Raw genomic sequence first — 20,424 nt, 5'->3', positions numbered from 1 at the left:
CGCTTCACAGCTGTCCCGCAGGCTCCGAATATCCCCAGCCCACCAGCTTGTCGCCGTCGAACTGGAACGAAGTCAGTGACGCCAGGTTGCACATGCGGCTGGTCGGGATATGCGCTAGCCGAGAGCCGCTCATCGCCCTGCGCAGCGTCTCGACCGGCAGTTGGTGGCTCACACACACCGCGCCGTGACCGGCGGCCTTGATGCGGGCGCGATGGAGCGCTTCGATCATCCTCGCGGCGATCTCGGTGTAGGGCTCGCCCCACGACGGCTTGAACGGATTTCGCAGCAGGTGCCAGTTGCGGGGATCGCGAAGCGCGCCGTCACCCGGCGATACCCGTTGTCCCTCGAAGACATTCCACGACTCGATCAGCTCCGGGTCGGTGTCGACGGGCAAACCGTGGCGTTCGGCGATCGGCGTAGCGGTCTCCTGCGCGCGCTCGAGCGGGGAGGCGACGACGTAGACGACGTCGTTGTCGGCCAACCAATCCGCGACGGCCTCGGCCTGAGCGCGGCCACGGTCGGACAGGTGGTAGTCGGGCAGCCGGCCGTACAGGAGCTTGTCCGGGTTGTACACCTCGCCGTGCCTCATCACATGCACGGTCGTCTTCTCAGTCATTGCGGCTTCGTCGCTTCTGCTGCGGCGCGGGCCGCGGCGGGCAGGGCGGCCGCGATGCGCTCGAATGCGTCGTCATCCAAAGCGGTTGACACAAACCAGGTTTCGAATGCGCTCGGCGGCGGGTACACGCCCGCGTCGAGCAGGGCGTGAAAGAACGACGGGAAACGCCAGGTCTCGGTCGCCCTGGCCGACGCGAAGTCGGTCACCGGCTCGTCGGTGAAGAAGACGCTCAGCATGTTGCCGGCCCGCGGAATCTGGTGTGCCACACCGGCATCGGTCAGCGCCTGATGGAACAATGCTGCCAGCCGGTCGGCGTTGGCGTCCAGCGCGGCATAGACGGCGTCGTCGGCGGTCCTCAAAGTGGCGAGCCCGGCCGCCATCGCGACGGGATTGCCGGACAGTGTGCCCGCCTGATACACAGGGCCGAGCGGGGCCAGCCGCTCCATCACCTCGGCGCGGCCGCCGAACGCCGCGGCGGGCAGCCCGCCGCTCATCACCTTGCCGAAGGTGAACAGGTCGGCGTCGACGGGATCGATGCCGTACCAACCGGATCGGCTCACCCGGAAGCCGGTCATCACCTCGTCGGAGATCAGCAGGGCGCCGTGGTCGGCGGTGATTCTTCGCAGCGAGGCGTTGTAGCCTGCCAGCGGCGGGACGGTACCCATGTTGCCGGGGCTGGCCTCGGTGATCACGCAGGCGATCTCGTCGCCGAACTGGCCGAACGCCTCCTCGACTGCGGCAATGTTGTTGTACGGCAACACGATCGTGTCGGCCGTCGCCGCACCGGTGACACCGGGTGAGGACGGCAGCCCCAGCGTCGCGACGCCGGAGCCCGCGTCGGCCAGCAATGCGTCGCTGTGGCCGTGGTAGCAGCCGGAGAACTTTATGATCTTGGCGCGGCCGGTGTAGCCGCGGGCCAACCGGATCGCACTCATGGTGGCCTCGGTGCCGGAGTTCACCAGGCGCAGCCGTTCGACCGGCGCGACGCGGCCGATGATCTCGGACGCCAGCTCGGTCTCCGAGGGCGTCGGCGCGCCGAAAGACAGGCCGTCGGCGGCCACGCGCTGCACGGCGTCGACGACGGCAGGGTGGGCGTGACCGAGGATCATCGGTCCCCACGAACAGACCAGGTCGACGTAGCGGTTGCCGTCGGCGTCGGTCAGCCAGCAGCCCTTCGCGGAGGTGATGAACCGGGGCGTGCCACCGACCGAGGAGAACGCCCGGACCGGCGAGTTCACGCCGCCGGGGATGACGCCGCACGCGTCGGCGAAGAGTTTCGCGGAGACGTCAATGCTGGACATGGCCACCAGTGTCCCAGCAGGACGTCGGCGGTCAACTACAGGGTGTAGTGCTCAGCCTTTCGGTGTGACGACGAACACCGGGTGGTCGGCTTCGCGGGGCAACGAACGGAAGTAGCCCTCGACGGCGCGGCCGGCCTTTTCGCGGTAGGCGGTGAGGACGGCCTGCCGATCCTGCTCAGGGATTTCTCGCGCCACGTAGTTCGTCGCGCCGATCGTGGCGTTCGGATCGGCGCGCAGATTCTTCACCCACTCCGATTCGCCGCGGGTGGACACGACGTACTTGGTGCCGCCGACGTCCACCGGGATCACGGGGATCTGCTGCTTGTGCTTACTTCGGCGCTTGGTCACGGTCAGCGTCTCGGTGGTGCCCATACCCGGCAAGATCCCGGCCATCGCGATCTTGTTGAACACCGTGCGGGTGAACCATGGAGGCTTGAGGTAGGCCATGACGTTCGAGTTTGATCGTTTTCATGCAACTACCGCAATGGCTGGCCCGATTCAACCGGCACTTCACCAACCCGATTCAGCGGCTGTGGGCCGGGTGGGCTCCGACGATGGGCATTCTGGAGCATGTGGGCCGCAAGTCCGGCAAGCCGTACCGGACACCATTGACCGTGTTCACCACCGATGACGGCGTTGCGATCTTGTTGACCTACGGTCCAAACCGCGACTGGCTGAAGAACATCACGGCGTCCGGCGGCGCTCATATGCGGCGCTACGGCAAGTCCATCGAACTCGTCGACCCAGTGGTGGTCCCCAAGGCGGAAGCCGCGCACACGGTGAAAGGCCTGTGGCGGCCGATCTTCGCGCGCCTTCCGTTCGAACAGGCGGTGTTGCTCAGGCGTGCGACCTAGTTGCGCGGGCGCATGTGTGCCCAGATCGGACCCTTGGCGACCGTGGTAAACGGCACTTCGACGGGGAAATCGGTGTCCCGCGAACGGATTTCGATCGACCGGACAATGGTGGCCATCGCCAGTGTCGTTTCCAGCATCGCGAAGTGTTCGCCGATACACGAGCGCGGTCCGGCGATGAACGGGATGAACTGCCAGCGTTCGCGGCCCTTGGACGCTTCCGGGCTGAACCGGTCGGGATCGAAGACCAGCGGTCGATCCCATAGCGCGGGGTCTCGGTGCAAGGCATACACGGCCGCGGCCATGAGGCTTCCCGCCTCGACGCGGTAGCCGCCGACGGCCATGTCTCGCGTCGCCAACCGCGCGACGCCCGCAGCGGGCGGTTGCAGCCGCAATGCCTCGCGCAACACCTGCACCGTGTATCCGAGCCGGGGTACATCGTCGGGTGTGAGCTCTCGATCGCCGATTGCGGCGGCCTCTGCGGCGACGCGGTCCTGGATCTCGTGATGGTGTCCGAGCGCCCACAACGCGTACGTGAGCGCCGTCGCCGTCGTGTCGTGGCCGGCCAGCATAAAGATCAGCAGGTCGTTACAGATGTCGTCGTCGGATAGCGACCTGCCGGTCTCCGGGTCGGTGGCTTGGATCAATGCGTGAACCAACGGCGCGTCCAGATTCGGATCCGCGCGGCAGGCCTGCAGCATCTCGTTGGTCACCTTGCGCATCTCCGCGACCGCGATGCGGGCCCGGCGCCGTGCGGGGGTCGGTAGCCATCGCGGTGCTCGCACCGGCCGCAGCGCACGATCGGCGGTGTAGGACGACGCGACGTGCATGTGTTCGGCGATCACGTCTGCGCGCTCGTTGAGGTCGACACCCAGAACCGAGCGGCCAAGCGACTGCATCGTCAGCCGCCGGCATTCGACGTCGAGGTCGATGTCGCCGCCGTCGCGCCAGCGGTCGACGAAGCTCTGCGCGGCACCGGACACGTACCCGCCGAAATTGCGGACGTTGTGTTTGGTGAAGACCGGCTGCAGTGCGCGCTTGCGCGGCCGCCACAACTCGGTGGGCAGGACGAACAGGCTGTCGCCTGCCATGTGGCGGACCTCGTCGTGAATGATGCACCGCTCCGAGACTGCGTCGTTGCGGCCCAACACGTCGCGGATGCCCTCTGGCGAGCTGACCGCAACAATCGGCGGGTACAACCACTTCGGGCCGAATTGAATCCGCGTGATGCGACCGCCGGCGTCGCGGATCACTTCCTGCCCGGTATCGAGCCTTCGCAGCAGCTTGGCGAGCTTCCACAGGGGCAGCGGGTTTTTCGGCGCCAACGGCAGCGCGCTGACGTCGACGATCTCGGTGGTCGTTGGATTCACGTCGCCGTCCAGGTCAGGGGTTGGCCTTCGCCCTTCATCATGACGGTGCCGGGCATCACCCGTAGACGGTATGGGGCCAGTCGCAGCACAGCGAAATCGCGCGAAGTCGGCCCGTCGCGCCACATCGGAATGATGGACGGGTCGTAACCCACCGGCGCTGGAGCATTCGCGAACTTGTCCCATACCGCACTGCAAGTGTCGTCGTCGAGGTACCACTCGACGAGGCATTCGGCGCTACAGGTGTCGTGGGTCGTGGTCCAGTAGCTGACGGCCATTTCTGGATGCACGGCCAGATGGGCCCTCTTGACGGGGCTGGGCACGGTGGCGATCCAGCCGAAAAGATCTAGGCCGTCCCACTCCCAGATGGGGTGCAGGATCCGGGTTCTGGGTCGGCCGTCACGGTCGACGGTGGCAACGGAGGCCCACACGATCGAGTGAGCCATGTCGATGAAGGCGGGCGCGATCTGCTCAAGCGGCGTCACGACTGCTCAGCCTAGGCATACAGTCACGCCGCGCCGCGTCAGCTCTCCTGAATTTTGCGAAACTCCTCGGATTTGCGGTACTCGACCTTGCCCTCTTCGGCGGTCGTTTCGATGTGGCCCTTGTCCTTCTCGTCGACCCACTCGGAGACCGCAGTGCCGGAGACAGTTCCGCCGCTGCCGGGCAACGTAGTGGTCTGGCGGCTCTCGTCGTATTCCTTGGCCATCTCCTTGGCCTTCTCTTTGGCCTCGTCGGTGACTTCCGGTTTTTCGGTCAACTGTCCGGCTTCGCTGGTTTCCGGCTGCTGTTCGTTACCCATGTCACATGGGCTGCCCGATCGCCGGGTTTACCAAACGCAGGACAGCTAACCAGCTGGCACAGCCCTCAAGGCCGCAGGCAGGCTTGGCAAGAAGTGCTGTTTGGCGAAGGCGCGGATGTCGTCGGCCGTATCAAGCGGTTGGGCGCTGGGCAGCAGCAACACCATCGCCGCATAGCGCAGGATGGTGTCGGCCAGCTCGTTGACGGCTTGCTCCCCTATCCGCGCGGCGAAACCTTCGGGGAAGATGATCCGCAGTGCGTCGGCCATCCGTTCGATGGCCGCGCTGTAGTGCTGGCCGGCCAGTTCGATCACCAAACCCGGTTCGTCGGTGATCATCCGGTCAAGTACCCGGTGACGGCGGAATTTGAGGATCGACAGGGTGAACGCCTCGACGTAGTAATTAGACTGCGGCCCAGCCTGTTTGAGCTCCTTAGCGATGTCGGCGAACAGCCGGACGTTTTCGCGTTCAATGACCGCGGCCACCAGCTCGTCCTTGTTGGAGAACCGACGGTAGATCGTCGTGCGGCTCACCCGCGCCCGTCGAGCGACGTCGTCGAGGGCGACACGGCGGAACCCATGCCGTTCGAACTCGACGACGGCGGCGTCGAGAATGGCTTCGGCGGCCGGATCAGGCCCTGGCATAGCCTTTTAGCGCATAGCCGTTGTAGCGCACCTGCATTGGCAGATGATCCCACAACCAGTTCACCGGCCGCGACCGCCAAAATGCGGCGAAGCGCTGATAGCGGCGTTCCTGGCGGTCATTCCACGGCAAACCCAACAGGTCGCGAGCGCGCGGCGGCAGCCCACCGGTCGTCAGGAACGCCGCGATCGGGTTGAACATCGGCGCGATCATCCGCCAGAGCCACGGCGGCATTCCCTTCGGGCAGGGAAAGCCCTTGGTGACGTAGCCGACGCCGTACTTGGCCGTCGGGTGCGCGACGACGATCTCGTCCATCATCCGGTCCCAATACCGTTCGAACTCAGCGTAATTCGCTGGCATCGGCCGGTCGCTGACGCCGTAACGGCGGTACCAGGTCTTGGACTCGAGGTAGATCTGCTCCTTCTCGTCGCGGCTGAGCCGCTTGACGAAGGTGTCGGCGAAGTACAGCACCTGTTCGACGAACGTCGCATGCGCCCAGAAGTACGTGTCAGGGTCGAGCGCGTGGTAACGGCCAGCTCCCCCGTACTGGCTGGGCATATCGCCCTTGACGTGGTGGTGGAAGTCGCGGACCTGCATGCCGGCGTTGTCGTCGTCGGTGCCGTACACGGTGTTGAAGATCGGCGGAATCGTGCGCTTGAGCCGCTCGGCGGTGTCGGCGAAGAACGTGGAGTGGTCGAGCACCCCCTGACCCAGTTCGGCGAGCATGTTCTGCAGCACCGCCGGCCGCGGCCCGATGAGGTACATGCGGTTGTCGCCGAAGTAGCGCCACACCAGTGAGCCCGGGCCCAGCGGCAGGGCATCGTCCGTGCTGTCGGCGACCGGTGCCAGTTCCGTCATGAGGAACAGTGTTACAGATTTCGCACTTTGTACCAACGGCGTGTGAGCGGTCTCACGGTGCCCGAGCGAGAAGACATGGCTGGTGAAAGCCTCAGATCACGACCAGGAACGCTATTTCGCGGAACGGCGGAGCCGCGCGACGGCGAGGACAGCCAGCACCCCTGCGGCGGTCGCCAGCACTAACGACAGCGCCAGCAGCGGCGCGTTGTAGATCACCGAGGTGGTCTGCGGTTCGCCGGAGAGCACCGGCGCGACGGCCACGGTTTCGCTGGCACCAAGCCAGCTCAGCACGCAGCCGACCGCCGCGACGACGGCCAGCGCCAACTCCACACGGGTCCTCATAACGGCGGTATGCGCTCTTCCACCACCTGCGTCAGCGCGGCACGCAACACGTGGTGCTTACGCGCCCATGCTTGTGCGGCGCGGTCATTTGTGAGTTTGAGCCCGATGCCCTTGCGGCCCCGCGGTACGCCGGTCAACTCGCCCAACGCCCGCGCCGACTGCCATTTCGGCTCCTCGGGCCCCTTGGGTTCGGGATAGATGCGCGCGATGTCGTCGACGCTGATTCGCTCCGTCCCCTGTCGCAGATAATCGGGCGTCAGTTCCACCGAGGTGTGGATGCGCGCCGCCTTGACTTGAATCGCCAGGAATCCGGTCACCAGGACGAAAAACACGCCAGGAACCAGGAATTGGAAACCGTATCCGGCTGACAGCTGAATCAATGCCATCGCGACGCCTGACGCCGGGCCTGCCAGCAGCCACCACCAGCTCGCACCCGGCTCGTAGAACAACACCTCCGGCGGCGCTTCGCTCTCGATCACTGCTGCTCCTGCTCAGACCACGACGCCGCGGCAGGGCGGGTGATCAGGACAACGCCTGCGATCAGCGGGATGACCGCGAGCAGGGTGAGCACGTGGACGATCCCGACTACAGCCACCAGCGCCACCAGCACAACGGTCGCCAGCGAAAGCGTGACGGCGGCCCGGCGAAACCGTGTGTCGCCGCTGCGGGCGCGGCCGGCCAGAAACGCCAACCCGGCGCCGGCGGCCGCGGTGATGACACCCGCTCCTCGGTAGACGAGGGGAAGACCAACGGAAGCGACGATCAGACCACCGACGATCAGCATGATCGACGCGGCCACCCAGCACCAGAAGGCGGCGGTGACCACACGTGGTCGCGACGGTGGAGCTGTCATGGTCCGGCCAGCCTATCCGGTCAGCGCGTGAAGAAGGCGTGGGCGTCCTTGCGGTGCAACAGGAAGACACCCCCGGCGATCAGCACTGATCCGACGATCGCGGTGATCGCGAAGGTGATCGCAGCGGGTGCGGGTCTGTCGACGGTGAACAGGCTGGTGGCCGTGTACACGACCGAGGCGATCCCGCCGCCGGTCAGCACGGTGCGCGCCCATCGGTAGCCGTGCCGCATCAGGATCAGAAACGTCACCACCACCGCCGACACCACCAACACGAACACCGCCGAGATCGCGTACACGATGACAGGCGGGTGCTGTTGCGGGGTGGTCAACAAGTCGACGACGTACCCGATGACCAACAGCGGCAGCGCCGCCAGCCACAGCCAGAATCCGGTGTCGACGTCGACGGGACGCGCGCGGCCGTCGTCTTCCGTCACTCGAGCCAGCCGGCCACGTCGGCCGCCCAATACGTCAGCACGATGTCGGCACCGGCGCGCCGGATACTCGTCAATGTTTCCAGCGCCACGGTTTTCAGGTCGATCCAGCCGTTGGCGGCGGCGGCGCTGATCATCGCGTATTCGCCCGACACCTGATAGGCGGCGACGGGCACCGGCGAAATGTCGGCCGCGGCGCGCACCAGATCGAGGTAGGCCATCGCCGGTTTGACCATGACGATGTCGGCGCCCTCGTCGATGTCCAGCTCGATCTCGTGGACGGCCTCGCGGGCGTTGGCCGAATCTTGTTGGTAGGTACGACGATCGCCGCGCAGGCTGGAGCCGACCGCTTCACGGAACGGTCCGTAGAAGCCCGAGGCGAACTTCGCGGCGTAGGCGAGGATGACGGTATCGACGTGCCCTGCGGCGTCAAGGCCGTCGCGGATTGCTGCGACCTGACCGTCCATCATCCCGCTCGGACCGACCACGTGGGCGCCCGATTCTGCTTGTGCGACAGCCAATTCCACGTAGCGGGCGTTGGTGGCGTCATTGTCGACCGCACCCGCCGCATCGAGGACGCCGCAATGACCGTGGTCGGTGAACTCGTCGAGGCACGTGTCGGCCATCAGCACCGTCTCGTCGCCGAGATCCTTGGCCAGATCCCGCAGCGCAACGTTCAGTATCCCGTCGTCGGCGATGCCCGCTGAGCCTGTGGCGTCCTTGTCTTCGTCGCGCGGCACGCCGAACAACATCAGACCCCCCACGCCCGCAGCCACGGCGTCGGCCGCCGCCCTGCGCAGCGAGTCACGGGTGTGCTGAACAACGCCGGGCATCGAGGCGATGTCGCGGGGCTCGTCGATGCCGTCGGCGACGAACATCGGCAGCACCAAATGCCTTGGCTCCAAGGATGTTTGCGCGACGAGCCGCCTCAAGGCAGGGGTTGACCTGAGCCGACGGGGGCGGTGACGTGGATAGGCCACTGTGGGTTCCTCAGATCCGCCGATTTTCGATGGACATGCGCGACAAACCGTCGACACCAAGATCCGTATCGGCCTGTTGTCGCTCAGAGGCGGGCAAAAGAGTCGTCATGTTCACTGTCCCCCACTGATTTCGAGCGCCCCGCTACCGCCGCCGGCTCTTCTTGCGCGGAGGCGGCAGCGCACCCTCGGCACGCAGCCGGGCGGCATGCTCGGCCAGCGCCTCAACCAGCGGACCGACCGCCGCGACTTCTGGCTGCACATCGACGCGCAGGCCGAATTCCGCTGCGGTTTCGGCGGTCTTGGGGCCGATGCACGCGACGATGGTCCGCGCGTGCGGCTTGCCCGCGATGCCGACCAGATTGCGCACCGTCGAGCTCGACGTGAAGCACACCGCGTCGAAACCGCCGGTCTTGATCATCTCGCGGGTCGACGCCGGCGGAGGCGCGGCACGCACCGTGCGGTATGCGGTGACATCCTCGATCTCCCAGCCCCGCTCACGCAGGCCCTCGGCCAGCGTCTCGGTGGCGATGTCCGCCCGCGGCAGCAGAACCCGGTTCACCGGGTCGAAAACGTCGTCGTAGGGCGGGAATTCGTCAAGAAGGCCCAGCGACGACTGCTCACCCGACGGCACCAGCTCGGGGTTGATGCCGAACGCACGCACCCGGTCCGCCGTTGCCTGCCCGACGCATGCGATCTTCACGCCGGAGAACGCGCGGGCGTCGAGTCCAAATTCGTTGAACTTCTCCCACACCGCACGCACCGCATTGGTGGACGTGAACACGACCCACTGGAAGCGGCCGTCGACCAGACCCTTGACCGCGCGCTCCATCTGCGCAGGGCTGCGCGGCGGCTCGACCGCGATGGTCGGCACCTCGATCGGCAATGCGCCGTGACCGACCAGCCTTTCGCTCATCTCGCCGGCCTGGTCCTTGGTGCGCGGCACGAGCACGGTCCAGCCGTACAAAGCGCGGCTTTCCCACCAGTTCAGCTTCGCGCGGTTGGCGACGGTCTTGCCGATCGTCACCACCAACGGCCCGGCCAAGGGCGACGGCTCAGTGCCAGCCAGCGTGGCCTTGTCGAGAAGTCCGGCCAGCGTGGTTTCCACCGAACGCTGTTGGCACGTCGTCCCGTTCGCGGTCACCACGCACGGCGTGGTGTCGACCAGCCCGTGCTCGATCAGCGTGCGCGCCGCATCGGGCAGATGAGATGCGGTGGCGTGCAGGATCAGCGGGCCGGGCGCAGCGGCCAGCGCCGCCCAGTCCACGTCGCCGCGGACGTCGGCGACGGTGTGCGCCGAGCCCAGCGGCAGGCCGGCATACGTCGGCACGGCAGTGGTGTCCGGCAGCCCCGGCACGATCTCGAAATTCAGGTGCGTCTTGGCCAGCGCGGTCACCTCGGTGATCACCGCGTCCACCGACAGCGGATCGCCGGCCACCAGACGCACCACGTCCACGCCCGTACGCGCCTCGTGCGCCAGGGTCTTGGCCACCTCCGCGGGATCGCCCAGCGCGGGCCGGATATCCGGGCCGCCGGGCAGGATCGTCACCGGAGTTGATTCCGTCGCGTCCGCGTCCTCGGGCTTGGCCGCCTCAGCGGGTTCAGGTCCCGACGGCGGCGGCAGCTCGGAACCGGCAAGCGCGAGCACCGCTTCGGGGACGTCGGGGTCGGTGAACACCAGGGCGGCGTTGGCCAGTACCGTCCGGGCCCGGGTCGTCAGCAGGCCCGGATCACCGGGGCCTGAACCGACGAACGTGATGCGGCCCGGCTTCGGCTTGCGCCCTCGCCCCGAATGCCCAGTCATCTCTATCTCCCAGCCTCGACCAACAGATCGCGTGCGCCCAGTTCGAACAACTCCTCGGCCACCGAGAGACCAAGCTCTCGTGCCCGATCGGGAGTCCCGACGCCGGACGCACGGATCACGTCGGATCCGTCCAGCGCCGCCACGCAGCCGCGCAGCGACACCTCTTCGAAGACGCGGCCGTCCTCATCGATGGACTCGACCACTTCCGCGATCGCACCCACCGGTGCGGAACAACCCGCCTCCAGTCGGGCGAGCAGGACTCGTTCAGCGGTGACCGCAGCGCGTGTGTCGGGGTCGTCCAACTCCGCCAGTAGCGCGGCAAGCTCGGTGTCGTCTGCGCGGCACTCGACCGCGAGCGCACCTTGAGCCGGCGCTGGCAACATCTGCACCGGCTCGAGAGTCTCGGTGACATCGGCTAGTCGTCCGATGCGGGCCAGTCCCGCTCGGGCGACCACGATGCCGTCGAGATCACCGTTGCTAACCCTGTTCAACCTGGTATCAAGGTTGCCTCGTAGGGGGCGGATTTCCAAACCGAGACCCAATGCTCTAAGCTGCGCGATCCGTCGCGGGCTCGACGTGCCGATCACCGAGCCCGCCGGCAACTCTCCGAGCACCAGTCCGTCGCGGGCCACCAGGGCGTCGCGGGCGTCTTCGCGTGGGGGTATTGCGGCGATCGTGAACCGCGGGTCGGGCGCCGTCGGCAAATCCTTGTAGGAGTGCACGGCCATGTCGACGACCCGGTCGTGGATGGCCTCTCTCAGCGCGGCTGTGAAGACGCCCACACCGATGTCGGCGATCGGCCCGGCCGAACGGTCCCCTTCGGTGGAGACGATCACCAGCTCGGCGGGGTGACCCTTGGCGGTCAGGGCATCTTTGATGGCACCGGCCTGGGTCTTCGCCAACAGGCTGCCCCGGGTGCCTATCCGGATTACTGCGCGGCTTTTGGTCAAGCGTTACTCGGTCTGATCGAGATCTGTTGTCACTAAAGGCAATTCGCCCCCGGCGACGGCGTCGACGGCCTGCTGGTCGAGTTCGAACAACTCGCGCAGCGCCTCGGCGTAGCTGTCACCCCCGGGCGCACTCGCCAGCTGTTTGACGCGCACCGTCGGGGCGTGAAGCAGCTTGTCGACGACGCGGCGCACGGTCTTGGCGACCTCGTCGCGGTGTGCGGTGTCGAGCCCGGGCAGGCGGTTGTCCAGCCGCAGCAACTCGGCCTCCACGACGTCGGCGGCCCGCTGCCGCAACGCCGTCACCGTCGGCGTGACCTCGGCCATCCGCTGCCCTGCCAGGTAGTTGGCGACCTCGGCGGCGACGATATTGCGGGCGGCGTCGGCGTCGGAGGCGGCCGCGCGGGCAGACGGTTCACGCTGGATGCGGTCCATGTCGACGACGAAAACGCCGGGCAGACCGGTCACCGCGGGGTCGATGTCACGCGGCATTCCCAGGTCACACATGACCAGCTGGTGCTCGCGGCGGGCGAGCGCGTGATGGACGTCGGCCAACGACACCACGGGCCTGACCGCGCCGGTGCAGCAGACGACGACGTCGGCGTCGGTGAGCACGGGCGGCAGGTGATCCAGCGGGAAGGCATCGGCGGTTACGCCGAGTTCGCGGATGTTGTGGGCCAGCCGCTTCCCGCGGGGCAACGTTCTGTTCACGACGTGGATGCGCTCGATCCCCGCGCGCGCCAGATGCTTGGCCGACAGGGCCCCCATTGAGCCGGCGCCGACGACGACCGCGCTGCGGCCGGCCAGGCCGCCCAATTTCTCTTCGGCCATGCCGAGCGCCACCGACACCACCGATGCCCCCGCGGCGTCGATACCTGTTTCGGAGTGCACGCGCTTGCCGACCGACAGCGCCCGCTGGGAGAGCTCATGCAGCGTGCGCCCGACGGTGTGGTTGGCCTCGGCGGACGCGTAGGCGCGGCGGACTTGGCCGAGCACCTGCTGCTCGCCGATCACCGCGGAATCAAGCCCGCTCGCGACGGCGAACAGGTGCTCGACGGCCGCCTCGGCGTAGCGCACGTAGGCGTATTTCGTCAGGTCGTTCAGGGACATGCCCGAATGCTCGGAAAGCACCTGACCGATCACCGAAAGGCCGCCATGGAAAGCCTCGACGACGGCGTAGACCTCGACGCGGTTGCAGGTGGACAGCACCATGGCCTCGGTCACGAGTGAGGACTGCAGCACCTGGTCGACGATCTTGGCTTGATCGGACTCGTCGGTGCTCAACTGCTCGAGCACCGACACCGGCGCGCTGCGGTGCGAAACCCCGAAAAGCAGCACGCTCACGGCTCCATCACCACGTCATCCACGGTAGTCGTTTACCAGCTGGGCTACCAAATTTGCTCTGCTGGTCAAGGCTGCGCAAGATCCGCCCGCAGCCGGGGCTCGTCGACCTCCCAATAGCTGTGCTCTACGCCGTCCAACAGCACCACGGGGAGCCGGTCGCCGAACTCGGCACGCAGCGCGGAATCACCCGCCGCCGCTGCGGCGTCGACATCGGTGACGGTCAGCTCGAAGCCGAGCTCACCGGCCAACTTCGCGAGCCGCGTCGCGGCACCCGCACAGATCGTGCAGCCCTCACGTGTGAGCAATTCCACCCGCCGGTTCACCCCGCAAGTATGCGCACCCCGTGACTTAGGGTTGATTCGTGTCCGATACGGAGGAGGCGGCCCAACAACAGTTGGCCGGCGAGGCCAGCGCGGAGGCGGCCGTCACCGATCTTGCCGCCGAGGCGGTCGCCACCCCGCCTGCACCGCCGCCGGACCTGACGGCCGCGGCGTTCTTCGACGTCGACAACACGCTGGTGCACGGCTCGTCTCTGGTGCACTTCGCCCGCGGGTTGGCCGCGCGCAAGTACTTCACGTACGGCGATATGGGCCGCTTCATCTACGCGCAGGCCAAGTTTCAGCTTCTCGGCCGGGAGAACAGCGACGACGTGGCCGCAGGCAAGACCAAGGCGCTGGCGTTCATCGAGGGCCGCTCGACGGCCGAACTGATGGCGGTCGGCGAGGAGATCTACGACGAGATCATCGCCGACAAGATCTGGCCAGGCACCCGCGCGCTGGCACAGATGCATCTGGACGCCGGCCAGCAGGTGTGGCTGGTCACCGCGACGCCCTACGAGCTGGCCGCCACGATCGCGAAGCGGCTCGGGCTGACCGGGGCGCTGGGCACCGTCGCCGAATCGGTCGACGGGGTGTTCACCGGCAGACTGGTCGGCGACATCCTGCACGGCACCGGCAAGGCGCACGCAGTGCGGTCGCTGGCCATCCGCGAGGGCCTGAACCTGCGCCGCTGCACCGCGTATTCGGACAGCTTCAACGACGTGCCGATGCTGTCGCTGGTCGGCACGGCCGTCGCCATCAACCCCGATGCCGACCTGCGCGACCTGGCCCGCGAGCGGGGCTGGGAGATCCGCGATTTCCGGACTGCCCGCAAGGCGGCCCGCATCGGCGTGCCGTCGGCGCTGGCGCTCGGCGCGGTCGGCGGGGCTTTGGCTGCAATCGTTTCCCGCAGGCAGGATGGCAGCTGAGTCGCCGCTGATAGGCTCGCGCCGCTAACACCTGGAGGGGAAGAACGACCAGATGGCCATCGCTGAAGAGATCATCGGCACCCACTACCGGTACCCCGACTACTTCGAGGTCGACCGGGAGAAGATCCGTGAGTTCGCCCGGGCGATCAAGGACGAGCATCCCGCCCATTTCAGCGAGGACGCCGCCAAGGAATGCGGGTATGACGCGCTGATCGCGCCGCTGACGTTCCTCGCCGTGGCAGGGCGCAAGGTCCAGCTGGAGATCTTCAACCAGTTCGACGTGCCGATCAACATGGAGCGGGTGCTGCACCGCGACCAGAAGATCACCTTCCATCGGCCGATCGTGGCCGGCGACAAGCTGTACTTCGACTCGTATCTCGATTCGGTGACCGAGTCGCACGGCGCGGTGGTCACCGAGATCCGCGGCGAGGTGACCGACGCCGACGGCAAGCCGGTGCTCACAAGCATCGTCACCGTGATGGGCGAGGCACAGTCCGACACCGAAGCCGACGAGATAAGCGCTCAGATTGCCGCCGCCCGCGACGCCGCGATCGCGAAAATGATTGCTGGGCAAAGCTCTAAAAAGAACTAACCCTTCCCGGCGAGAACCTCAGCCGAAGAAAGTGTTTCGCCGGTTGGCCAGCAGCTGATACAGCGTCTGCTGGATGGTTTCGCGAACCTGGTCGGTCAACTCGAACGTGATCATCGGATCGTCAGCGGCTGACTCGTCGTACTCCTCGGTCGAGATCGGCTCGCCGAACTGGATGTACCACTTCGACGGCAGCGGCACCATGCCGACCGGACCGGCCAGCGGGAACAGCGGAGTGACCGGGAAATAGGGCAGGCCGAGCAGCCGCGCGAGCAGCTTGACGTCCGCGATCATCGGATAGATCTCCTCGGAGCCGACGATCGAGCACGGCACGATTGGTGCCTTGGTCCGCAACGCGGCCGACACGAACCCGCCGCGGCCGAACCGCTGCAGCTTGTAGCGGTCCTTGAAGTGCTTGCCCAGGCCCTTGTACCCCTCGGGGAATACGGCGGTCAGCTCGCCCGCGGCCAGCAGCCGGTGCGCGTCGGACGTGCATGCCATGGTGTGGCCGGCCTTGCGCGCCGCCTGGCCGACCATCGGCATGTCGAAGACCATGTCGGCGGCCAGCAGCCGCAGATCCCGGTGCGTCGGGTGATGGTCGTGCACGGCCACCGACGTCATCAACCCGTCGAACGGCAACACGCCGGCGTGGTTGGCGACCACCAATGCGGCCCCGGACTCCGGCAAGTTCTCGATCCCGCTGACCTCGACGCGGAACCACGACTTGAAGAAGACCCTCAGCAAAGGCAGAAAGATAGCGCTGTTGAGGTGTGGATCGAAGCCGAACTCGTCGACGGTGTAGTCGCCCATCATCCTCTTGCGGACGAACTCGGCAACCGACGCGATCCGCTTGGCGAGTTCGGAGGGCGTCTCGTCGGCCGTTCCCGCGCCTGAGACGGATCCGCGCCGCTGGTCGATCTCCCGTACGACGGCAGCGATCTGCTCGGCGGAAGCGCGGCCGCCGTTGTCTGAGAGGAGCGAGGGATGTCGGCGCGAACTCTCGGCACGCTGATTGGCGGCACGCCGCTGGGCACTGGCACGACCCGAATTGGAATGCAGCGGAATGACTTTGGCTTTAGGCTCGCCCGCCACGCTCAGTACCTTCTCCCCACCCGATTTCAGAGTCTTTCGTTAACGTCCCCACCGCTGCGCCGCTGCAACGGCGCGACTCTCCATTGAGCGTACCCATCGCGGGTCGACGATCGGAGTCAATCCTCGACCACGCACATAATCGTCGAAAGCCTCCGCTGTCGTCCACTTGGGGCTATAGCCTAGGTCGTTTCGCATCCGTGCGGTATCCATGACTCGGCCGTAGCTCAAGTAGTCGAGCTGCTCACGATCCACTTCAGTGTAGCGAGTTGCGCGCCACAGCGAATCCACTGCCCACAGCGCCGACCGCGGCACCGGCAGCGGAATCCGACCCGAGCGCCGGATCGCCTGACTCATCATGATGATGCCGGCCGCACCGACGTTGTAGGTGCCCGATCTGCCCGCCATCGTCGCGCGCTCCAGCGCACCCAGCGCATCCTGCTCATGCAGCAGCTGCAGGCGCGCGTCGTGCCCGACGACCGTCGGCACCACCGGTCCCGCCAGATACCGCGACAAGGCGGTATCCATCGCAGGGCCGATCATGTTGGCCAGCCGGAGAATCGTGACGGCGATGTCGGGCCTGCGCCGGCCCAGCCCGCGCGCGTAGCCCTCGATGTCGATGCTGTCTCGGGCGAAACCGTCACCCGGTGGCCTGCGAGCACTGCTGTCCTCGGTGAACATCACGGGATCGCGTGAACTCGAGCCGTACACCTCGGAAGTGGACTTCAGGACGACCCGGCGCACCGACGGCGCCTTCTGGCACGCCGCGAACAGCTGGATCGCGCCCATCACGTTGAGTTCCTTGAGCGCTGCCCGACCGCCGGAGCGTGGCGCGTACGACGCCGCGGCGGCGTGCACGACCGTGTCGACGTCGCCGTTGCGGATGACCTTGGCGATGAACGGATTACGGATGTCGGCGCGGACGAACTCCGCGCGGCCCATCCGCCGCAGCAGGTCCTTGCTCGGCGCGATCGCGTCGACCGCGATCACATGGTTGATCAACGGGTTCTGCGCGAGGCGGGCGGTCAGGTAGCCGCCCAGAAAACGGCACGCTCCCGTGACCAGAACGACTTTCGGATAGTGAACGGTGTCCCGCGACTCGGGACCGCTCGATTCGCCCCCAGAATCCATTCGGTCAGCCTAGCGGCCGAGGCACGAAGCTACTTGCCGAGCTTTCTGCGCTGCACCCGCGTGCGACGAAGCAGCTTGCGGTGCTTCTTCTTCGACATGCGCTTGCGTCGCTTCTTGATGACTGAACCCATTAACTCCGGAGTCTCCGCTACTTCAAAACAAAGTTGACTGACCCGGTCACCTTACCTGGGCGGCCTAGGTAAACGAAAAACGCGTCTGGCGATGAGCCGCTTGCGCGAAGAGCGGACGCTGCCGCCTAACCCGCGTCGAAGTATGAGCTCTCCAGCATGTCGTGGACGGCCTTGGCGTGCACACGGAACGAGCGGCCAACCCGGACAGCGGGCAACTCGCCGTTGTGCACCAACCGGTACACCGTCATCTTGCTGACCCGCATCAGGCTTGCCACTTCGGCGACGGTGAGAAATTGAGCTCGTGGCGGCTGGCCGTCGGTGGGTCCGGCGTCGCGCGCCGACTTTCCACTAGCCGAATCCCGCGCCGATGGCCCGTTCATAGACGTCATCGCAACCCAATCCTTCAGGCACGGGCAGTCCCAGCGGCTTCCCCACCGCTGGCACCCGACCCGTGCTTACCACTGGGAGAATAGCGTGGCAGGTGGGGTTACTGCGACGGGTGTGGGCTAATCAGTTGGAAATTCCCTAATTACTCTGATGTAATTCCTAGCTGCTCAGAGCGCCTTTTCGCGGCGTCGACGGCGTCCGCGACCGCTGCCCGCAAACCGCCCTTTTCGAGTTGCCGCAGACCAGCCGCCGTAGTGCCGCCCGGTGAGGTAACGGTGGCCCGCAGCTGGGCGGCCGTGGTGTCCATCGCGGTGCCCATCGCCGCGTCGCCGGCGGGCTGCGCCTCATCGAGGCGTTCCAGCAACATGGCGGCCGAACCGGCCATTGTTTGCACGACCAGATCGGTGGCCACCGAACGCGAAAGGCCGGCCGCGACGCCGGCGTCGACGAGCGCCTCCACCATCAAGAAGAAATAGGCGGGCCCCGAACCAGACACGGCCGTGACCGCGTCGAGTTGCGACTCCGGCACGGTCAGCACGCCGCCGACCGCGTCGAAAATCGCCGACACCTCCTTGAGGTGATCAGGGGTGGCGAACCGGCCGCGCGCCAGCGCGCTGACTCCCCCACCGACGACCACCGGTGCATTCGGCATCACCCGGATGACCGGCGACCCGGCCGGCAGTTTCGCCTCGTAGTACCCCGTGGTGACGCCGGCCGCCACCGTGACGAAAACCTGCTCGGCCGAATTGCTTTCGGCCTTTGCGGCGGCATCGGCGAGGTCGCCGATCACGGTCTCCACGTCGGCGGGCTTCACAGCGACGATGATGTAGGTCGCGGTCTCGACGGCGTCGGCCACCGTGGTCACCAACACCGAATACGTCTCGGACAGGTATTTCGCGCGGTCGGGGAACTTCTCGGCGACCACCATGTCCTTGACCTGCCGTCCTGCCCGCAGCAGCCCGGACAGCAGTGCCTCGCCGATACTTCCACCGCCGATGATCGCGATTCTGGCCATGCGGGAAAGCATTGCAGACGTGAGACGACGTTACGGCGCGGGCACCATTGCCAGCTGACGGCTCTGCACGACGATGTGGCCCTCGCAGTCGACGACGATGTGGTCCTCGTCGAACCAGTCCTGGCCGATCTGCACCGTCGTGCACAACACGCGTAGCCACCCGTCGGCGGGCAGGGCCCTCAGATACGCCGTCAGCTGCACCGTGGGCGCCCAGCCCGTCCGGTTCACGCCGAACGTCACAGGGGCGGACACGTCGCCGCACAGCAGCGCGAACAGCACGTCCGGCGCGACGCCCTTCGGTCGCACCCAGTACTCGATGATCGGTGGGCCGCCGTCGCTGCGAGGTGTGAATGTGGTCAGCGACGGCCGGATATCGCATCCGTGAGCCAGGTGGACGATGTCCGCCATCGGATGGCCCGGTCCGATCGGCTCGAGGCCCGGCGGAGGTTCAGGCTGCATCAGCGGAACCACCGGGTTGACCGAGAGCAGCGGCGGCACATGATGTTCGGGGTCGCCGAGAGTGACGGCGGCGCGCACAGCGGTGCGCTCGCCCTGATTCAGTTCGACGTCGATGAGGCTGACGCGGCGGCCTCGCTTGCGCACGGTGGTGACCACCCGCATCGGCCCCGGATCGGGCGCCCACAAAAAGTTGCCCGAAACAGCGATCGGCTGAACATCTCCACCGTGCTCGATGCGGGCGGCGTTGGCGCACAGCGCCAGCATCGCCCCGCCGTGCACCTTGGGCCCGATTGTCCAATGTTCGTTCAGCACACCGTCATACGCGCCGTCTCCCACGGGGGTGAGCGCCATGGCGTCGGTGAACAGCGTGGAGCCCACGGTTTCCTTTCGATCGATTCAGCGCAACAGATGCTTGCGGGCGAACTGCAGCGACTCGGTCAGCAGCGCTTCACGTTCGGTCGCGGTGCGCGCGCCCGACGTTGTCACCTCGAGGATCACATGACCGGAAAAGTCGCTCCCGGCAAGCATTTCGCAGACCTCGACGGTGGGCTGGGTGCCGCGGCCTGGCACCAGATGTTCGTCGGTCGAGGCGCCGCTGCCGTCGCACAGGTGCAGATGCACCAGCCCGTCACCCATGCGGCGGGCCATGTCGACGGCGTCGGTGCCCGCCGTCGCGGTGTGCGACAGGTCAAGCGTGTAGTGCGCGTGGTTGCCGTCCAGCGGGTCGTAGGACGGCGCGAACGCCGAGATGCCCGGCCCAGGCTTGCCGCCTCGTTTACGCATCCGCTGGATGGACGTCTGGCCGGCACCGAAGAACCTGTCCGCCCGGAACGGAAACATGTTCTCCACCGCGACCATCACGTCGCTGGACGCCTCGAGTTCGATCACCTGTTCCGAAAAGCCCTCCGCGTAGCGGCGCTGCCAGCGGAACGGCGGATGCACGACGACGGTCTGCGCGCCCAGCTGTTCGGCGGCGCGCACGCTTCGCTCGAGCTTCGGGATCGGGTTGGCACCCCACACCCGCTGCGAGATCAACAGGCACGGCGCGTGCACGGAGAGCACCGGCATGTCGTACTGAATCGACAACTGCTCGATGGCGTCGATATCTTGGCTGACCGCCTCCGCCCAGACCATCAGCTCGACACCGTCGTAGCCCAGCCGGGCGGCGTATTCGAAGGCGGCCTCGGTCCTCAGCGGATAGACCGAGGCCGTCGACAGACCAACCTTGATGGCGGGGCGCACTG

Annotated in this window: 27 protein-coding genes; 3 read left to right on the top strand and 24 right to left on the bottom strand. The window is 66.7% G+C overall.

Annotated elements, in window-relative coordinates:
* Positions 1–4: 4 nt before the first annotated feature.
* Genes ACWW36_RS12485 through ACWW36_RS12475 form a run of 3 tightly spaced genes read right to left on the bottom strand, consistent with a single transcriptional unit; the run spans position 5 to position 2,364 of the window.
* On the bottom strand, positions 5–616 hold the full coding sequence (locus ACWW36_RS12485) for a histidine phosphatase family protein (RefSeq protein ID WP_456141837.1): 612 nt from the start codon (positions 614–616) through the stop codon (positions 5–7).
* Positions 613–1,917: a glutamate-1-semialdehyde 2,1-aminomutase gene (gene hemL, locus ACWW36_RS12480; protein ID WP_456141836.1), complete on the bottom strand. Its 1,305-nt coding sequence runs from the start codon at positions 1,915–1,917 to the stop codon at positions 613–615. The genes ACWW36_RS12485 and hemL overlap by 4 nt, the downstream gene beginning before the upstream one ends.
* 51 nt (positions 1,918–1,968) lie before the next feature.
* Entirely contained in the window at positions 1,969–2,364 is a 396-nt protein-coding gene (locus ACWW36_RS12475; protein ID WP_456141835.1) for a nitroreductase/quinone reductase family protein, read from the bottom strand.
* 23 nt (positions 2,365–2,387) lie between these two features.
* Between ACWW36_RS12475 and ACWW36_RS12470 the strand changes: the two genes are divergently transcribed.
* Positions 2,388–2,771: a nitroreductase family deazaflavin-dependent oxidoreductase gene (locus tag ACWW36_RS12470; RefSeq protein ID WP_456141834.1), complete on the top strand. Its 384-nt coding sequence runs from the start codon at positions 2,388–2,390 to the stop codon at positions 2,769–2,771.
* Here ACWW36_RS12470 and ACWW36_RS12465 read toward each other — a convergent pair.
* The 14 genes from ACWW36_RS12465 to ACWW36_RS12400 form a co-directional block, all read right to left on the bottom strand.
* Positions 2,768–4,138 (bottom strand): cytochrome P450, encoded by a 1,371-nt coding sequence (locus ACWW36_RS12465; protein ID WP_456141833.1) that lies wholly within the window; start codon positions 4,136–4,138, stop codon positions 2,768–2,770. The genes ACWW36_RS12470 and ACWW36_RS12465 overlap by 4 nt on opposite strands.
* Positions 4,135–4,620 carry a pyridoxamine 5'-phosphate oxidase family protein gene (locus tag ACWW36_RS12460; RefSeq protein WP_456141832.1) on the bottom strand — a complete coding sequence of 162 codons (486 nt, stop codon included), beginning with the start codon at positions 4,618–4,620 and terminating at the stop codon, positions 4,135–4,137. The genes ACWW36_RS12465 and ACWW36_RS12460 overlap by 4 nt, the downstream gene beginning before the upstream one ends.
* A gap of 38 nt (positions 4,621–4,658) precedes the next feature.
* Entirely contained in the window at positions 4,659–4,937 is a 279-nt protein-coding gene (locus ACWW36_RS12455; RefSeq protein ID WP_456141831.1) for a hypothetical protein, read from the bottom strand.
* A 45-nt stretch (positions 4,938–4,982) separates the two neighbouring features.
* Positions 4,983–5,579 carry a TetR/AcrR family transcriptional regulator gene (locus ACWW36_RS12450; RefSeq protein ID WP_456141830.1) on the bottom strand — a complete coding sequence of 199 codons (597 nt, stop codon included), beginning with the start codon at positions 5,577–5,579 and terminating at the stop codon, positions 4,983–4,985.
* On the bottom strand, positions 5,566–6,435 hold the full coding sequence (locus tag ACWW36_RS12445) for an oxygenase MpaB family protein (protein ID WP_456141829.1): 870 nt from the start codon (positions 6,433–6,435) through the stop codon (positions 5,566–5,568). The genes ACWW36_RS12450 and ACWW36_RS12445 overlap by 14 nt, the downstream gene beginning before the upstream one ends.
* A 111-nt stretch (positions 6,436–6,546) precedes the next feature.
* Positions 6,547–6,777, bottom strand: coding sequence for a hypothetical protein (locus ACWW36_RS12440; protein WP_456141828.1), 231 nt, complete (start codon positions 6,775–6,777; stop codon positions 6,547–6,549).
* Positions 6,774–7,256, bottom strand: coding sequence for a DUF3093 domain-containing protein (locus tag ACWW36_RS12435; protein ID WP_456141827.1), 483 nt, complete (start codon positions 7,254–7,256; stop codon positions 6,774–6,776). The genes ACWW36_RS12440 and ACWW36_RS12435 overlap by 4 nt, the downstream gene beginning before the upstream one ends.
* Complete coding sequence (locus ACWW36_RS12430; protein WP_456141826.1) at positions 7,253–7,630, bottom strand: hypothetical protein; 378 nt, start codon at positions 7,628–7,630, stop codon at positions 7,253–7,255. Before ACWW36_RS12430 ends, ACWW36_RS12435 begins: the two co-directional genes overlap by 4 nt.
* A gap of 20 nt (positions 7,631–7,650) precedes the next feature.
* Positions 7,651–8,064 carry a hypothetical protein gene (locus ACWW36_RS12425; protein WP_456141825.1) on the bottom strand — a complete coding sequence of 138 codons (414 nt, stop codon included), beginning with the start codon at positions 8,062–8,064 and terminating at the stop codon, positions 7,651–7,653.
* Entirely contained in the window at positions 8,061–9,041 is a 981-nt protein-coding gene (hemB, locus tag ACWW36_RS12420; RefSeq protein ID WP_456141824.1) for a porphobilinogen synthase, read from the bottom strand. Before hemB ends, ACWW36_RS12425 begins: the two co-directional genes overlap by 4 nt.
* A gap of 142 nt (positions 9,042–9,183) precedes the next feature.
* Positions 9,184–10,842 carry a uroporphyrinogen-III synthase gene (locus ACWW36_RS12415; protein ID WP_456141823.1) on the bottom strand — a complete coding sequence of 553 codons (1,659 nt, stop codon included), beginning with the start codon at positions 10,840–10,842 and terminating at the stop codon, positions 9,184–9,186.
* 2 nt (positions 10,843–10,844) lie between these two features.
* Entirely contained in the window at positions 10,845–11,792 is a 948-nt protein-coding gene (gene hemC, locus ACWW36_RS12410) for a hydroxymethylbilane synthase (RefSeq protein WP_456141822.1), read from the bottom strand.
* 3 nt (positions 11,793–11,795) lie between these two features.
* Positions 11,796–13,133, bottom strand: coding sequence for a glutamyl-tRNA reductase (locus tag ACWW36_RS12405; protein ID WP_456141821.1), 1,338 nt, complete (start codon positions 13,131–13,133; stop codon positions 11,796–11,798).
* Positions 13,134–13,198: 65 nt separating this feature from the next.
* Positions 13,199–13,456, bottom strand: a complete 258-nt coding sequence (locus ACWW36_RS12400) for a glutaredoxin family protein (protein WP_456141820.1) — start codon at positions 13,454–13,456, stop codon at positions 13,199–13,201.
* Positions 13,457–13,494: 38 nt separating this feature from the next.
* On the opposite strand from ACWW36_RS12400, the gene ACWW36_RS12395 reads away from it, so the two are divergent.
* Both ACWW36_RS12395 and ACWW36_RS12390 read left to right on the top strand, forming a co-directional pair.
* Positions 13,495–14,379, top strand: a complete 885-nt coding sequence (locus tag ACWW36_RS12395; protein ID WP_456141819.1) for an HAD family hydrolase — start codon at positions 13,495–13,497, stop codon at positions 14,377–14,379.
* 52 nt (positions 14,380–14,431) lie between these two features.
* Positions 14,432–14,971, top strand: coding sequence for an FAS1-like dehydratase domain-containing protein (locus ACWW36_RS12390; protein ID WP_456141818.1), 540 nt, complete (start codon positions 14,432–14,434; stop codon positions 14,969–14,971).
* An 18-nt stretch (positions 14,972–14,989) separates the two neighbouring features.
* On the opposite strand, the gene ACWW36_RS12385 is transcribed toward ACWW36_RS12390, so the two are convergent.
* From ACWW36_RS12385 to ACWW36_RS12355, 7 genes are all read right to left on the bottom strand, one after another.
* Entirely contained in the window at positions 14,990–16,066 is a 1,077-nt protein-coding gene (locus ACWW36_RS12385; protein WP_456142463.1) for a lysophospholipid acyltransferase family protein, read from the bottom strand.
* A gap of 33 nt (positions 16,067–16,099) precedes the next feature.
* A complete protein-coding gene (locus tag ACWW36_RS12380) occupies positions 16,100–17,188 on the bottom strand; it encodes an SDR family oxidoreductase (protein WP_456141817.1) in 1,089 nt (362 codons plus the stop codon).
* Between the two features lie 29 nt (positions 17,189–17,217).
* Positions 17,218–17,319: a 30S ribosomal protein bS22 gene (locus ACWW36_RS12375; protein ID WP_003402602.1), complete on the bottom strand. Its 102-nt coding sequence runs from the start codon at positions 17,317–17,319 to the stop codon at positions 17,218–17,220.
* A gap of 125 nt (positions 17,320–17,444) precedes the next feature.
* Entirely contained in the window at positions 17,445–17,708 is a 264-nt protein-coding gene (locus ACWW36_RS12370) for a helix-turn-helix domain-containing protein (protein ID WP_015304597.1), read from the bottom strand.
* Positions 17,709–17,848: 140 nt separating this feature from the next.
* Complete coding sequence (proC, locus tag ACWW36_RS12365; RefSeq protein WP_456141816.1) at positions 17,849–18,721, bottom strand: pyrroline-5-carboxylate reductase; 873 nt, start codon at positions 18,719–18,721, stop codon at positions 17,849–17,851.
* A gap of 30 nt (positions 18,722–18,751) precedes the next feature.
* A complete protein-coding gene (locus ACWW36_RS12360; protein ID WP_456142462.1) occupies positions 18,752–19,531 on the bottom strand; it encodes a thioesterase family protein in 780 nt (259 codons plus the stop codon).
* A gap of 45 nt (positions 19,532–19,576) precedes the next feature.
* Positions 19,577–20,422 (bottom strand): sugar phosphate isomerase/epimerase family protein, encoded by an 846-nt coding sequence (locus ACWW36_RS12355; RefSeq protein WP_456141815.1) that lies wholly within the window; start codon positions 20,420–20,422, stop codon positions 19,577–19,579.
* Positions 20,423–20,424: the final 2 nt, after the last annotated feature.

This window comes from Mycobacterium sp. MMS18-G62, from assembly GCF_053877835.1.
The sequence above is the reverse complement of the archived record's forward strand: the minus strand, read 5'-3'. Positions and strand labels throughout refer to the sequence as shown.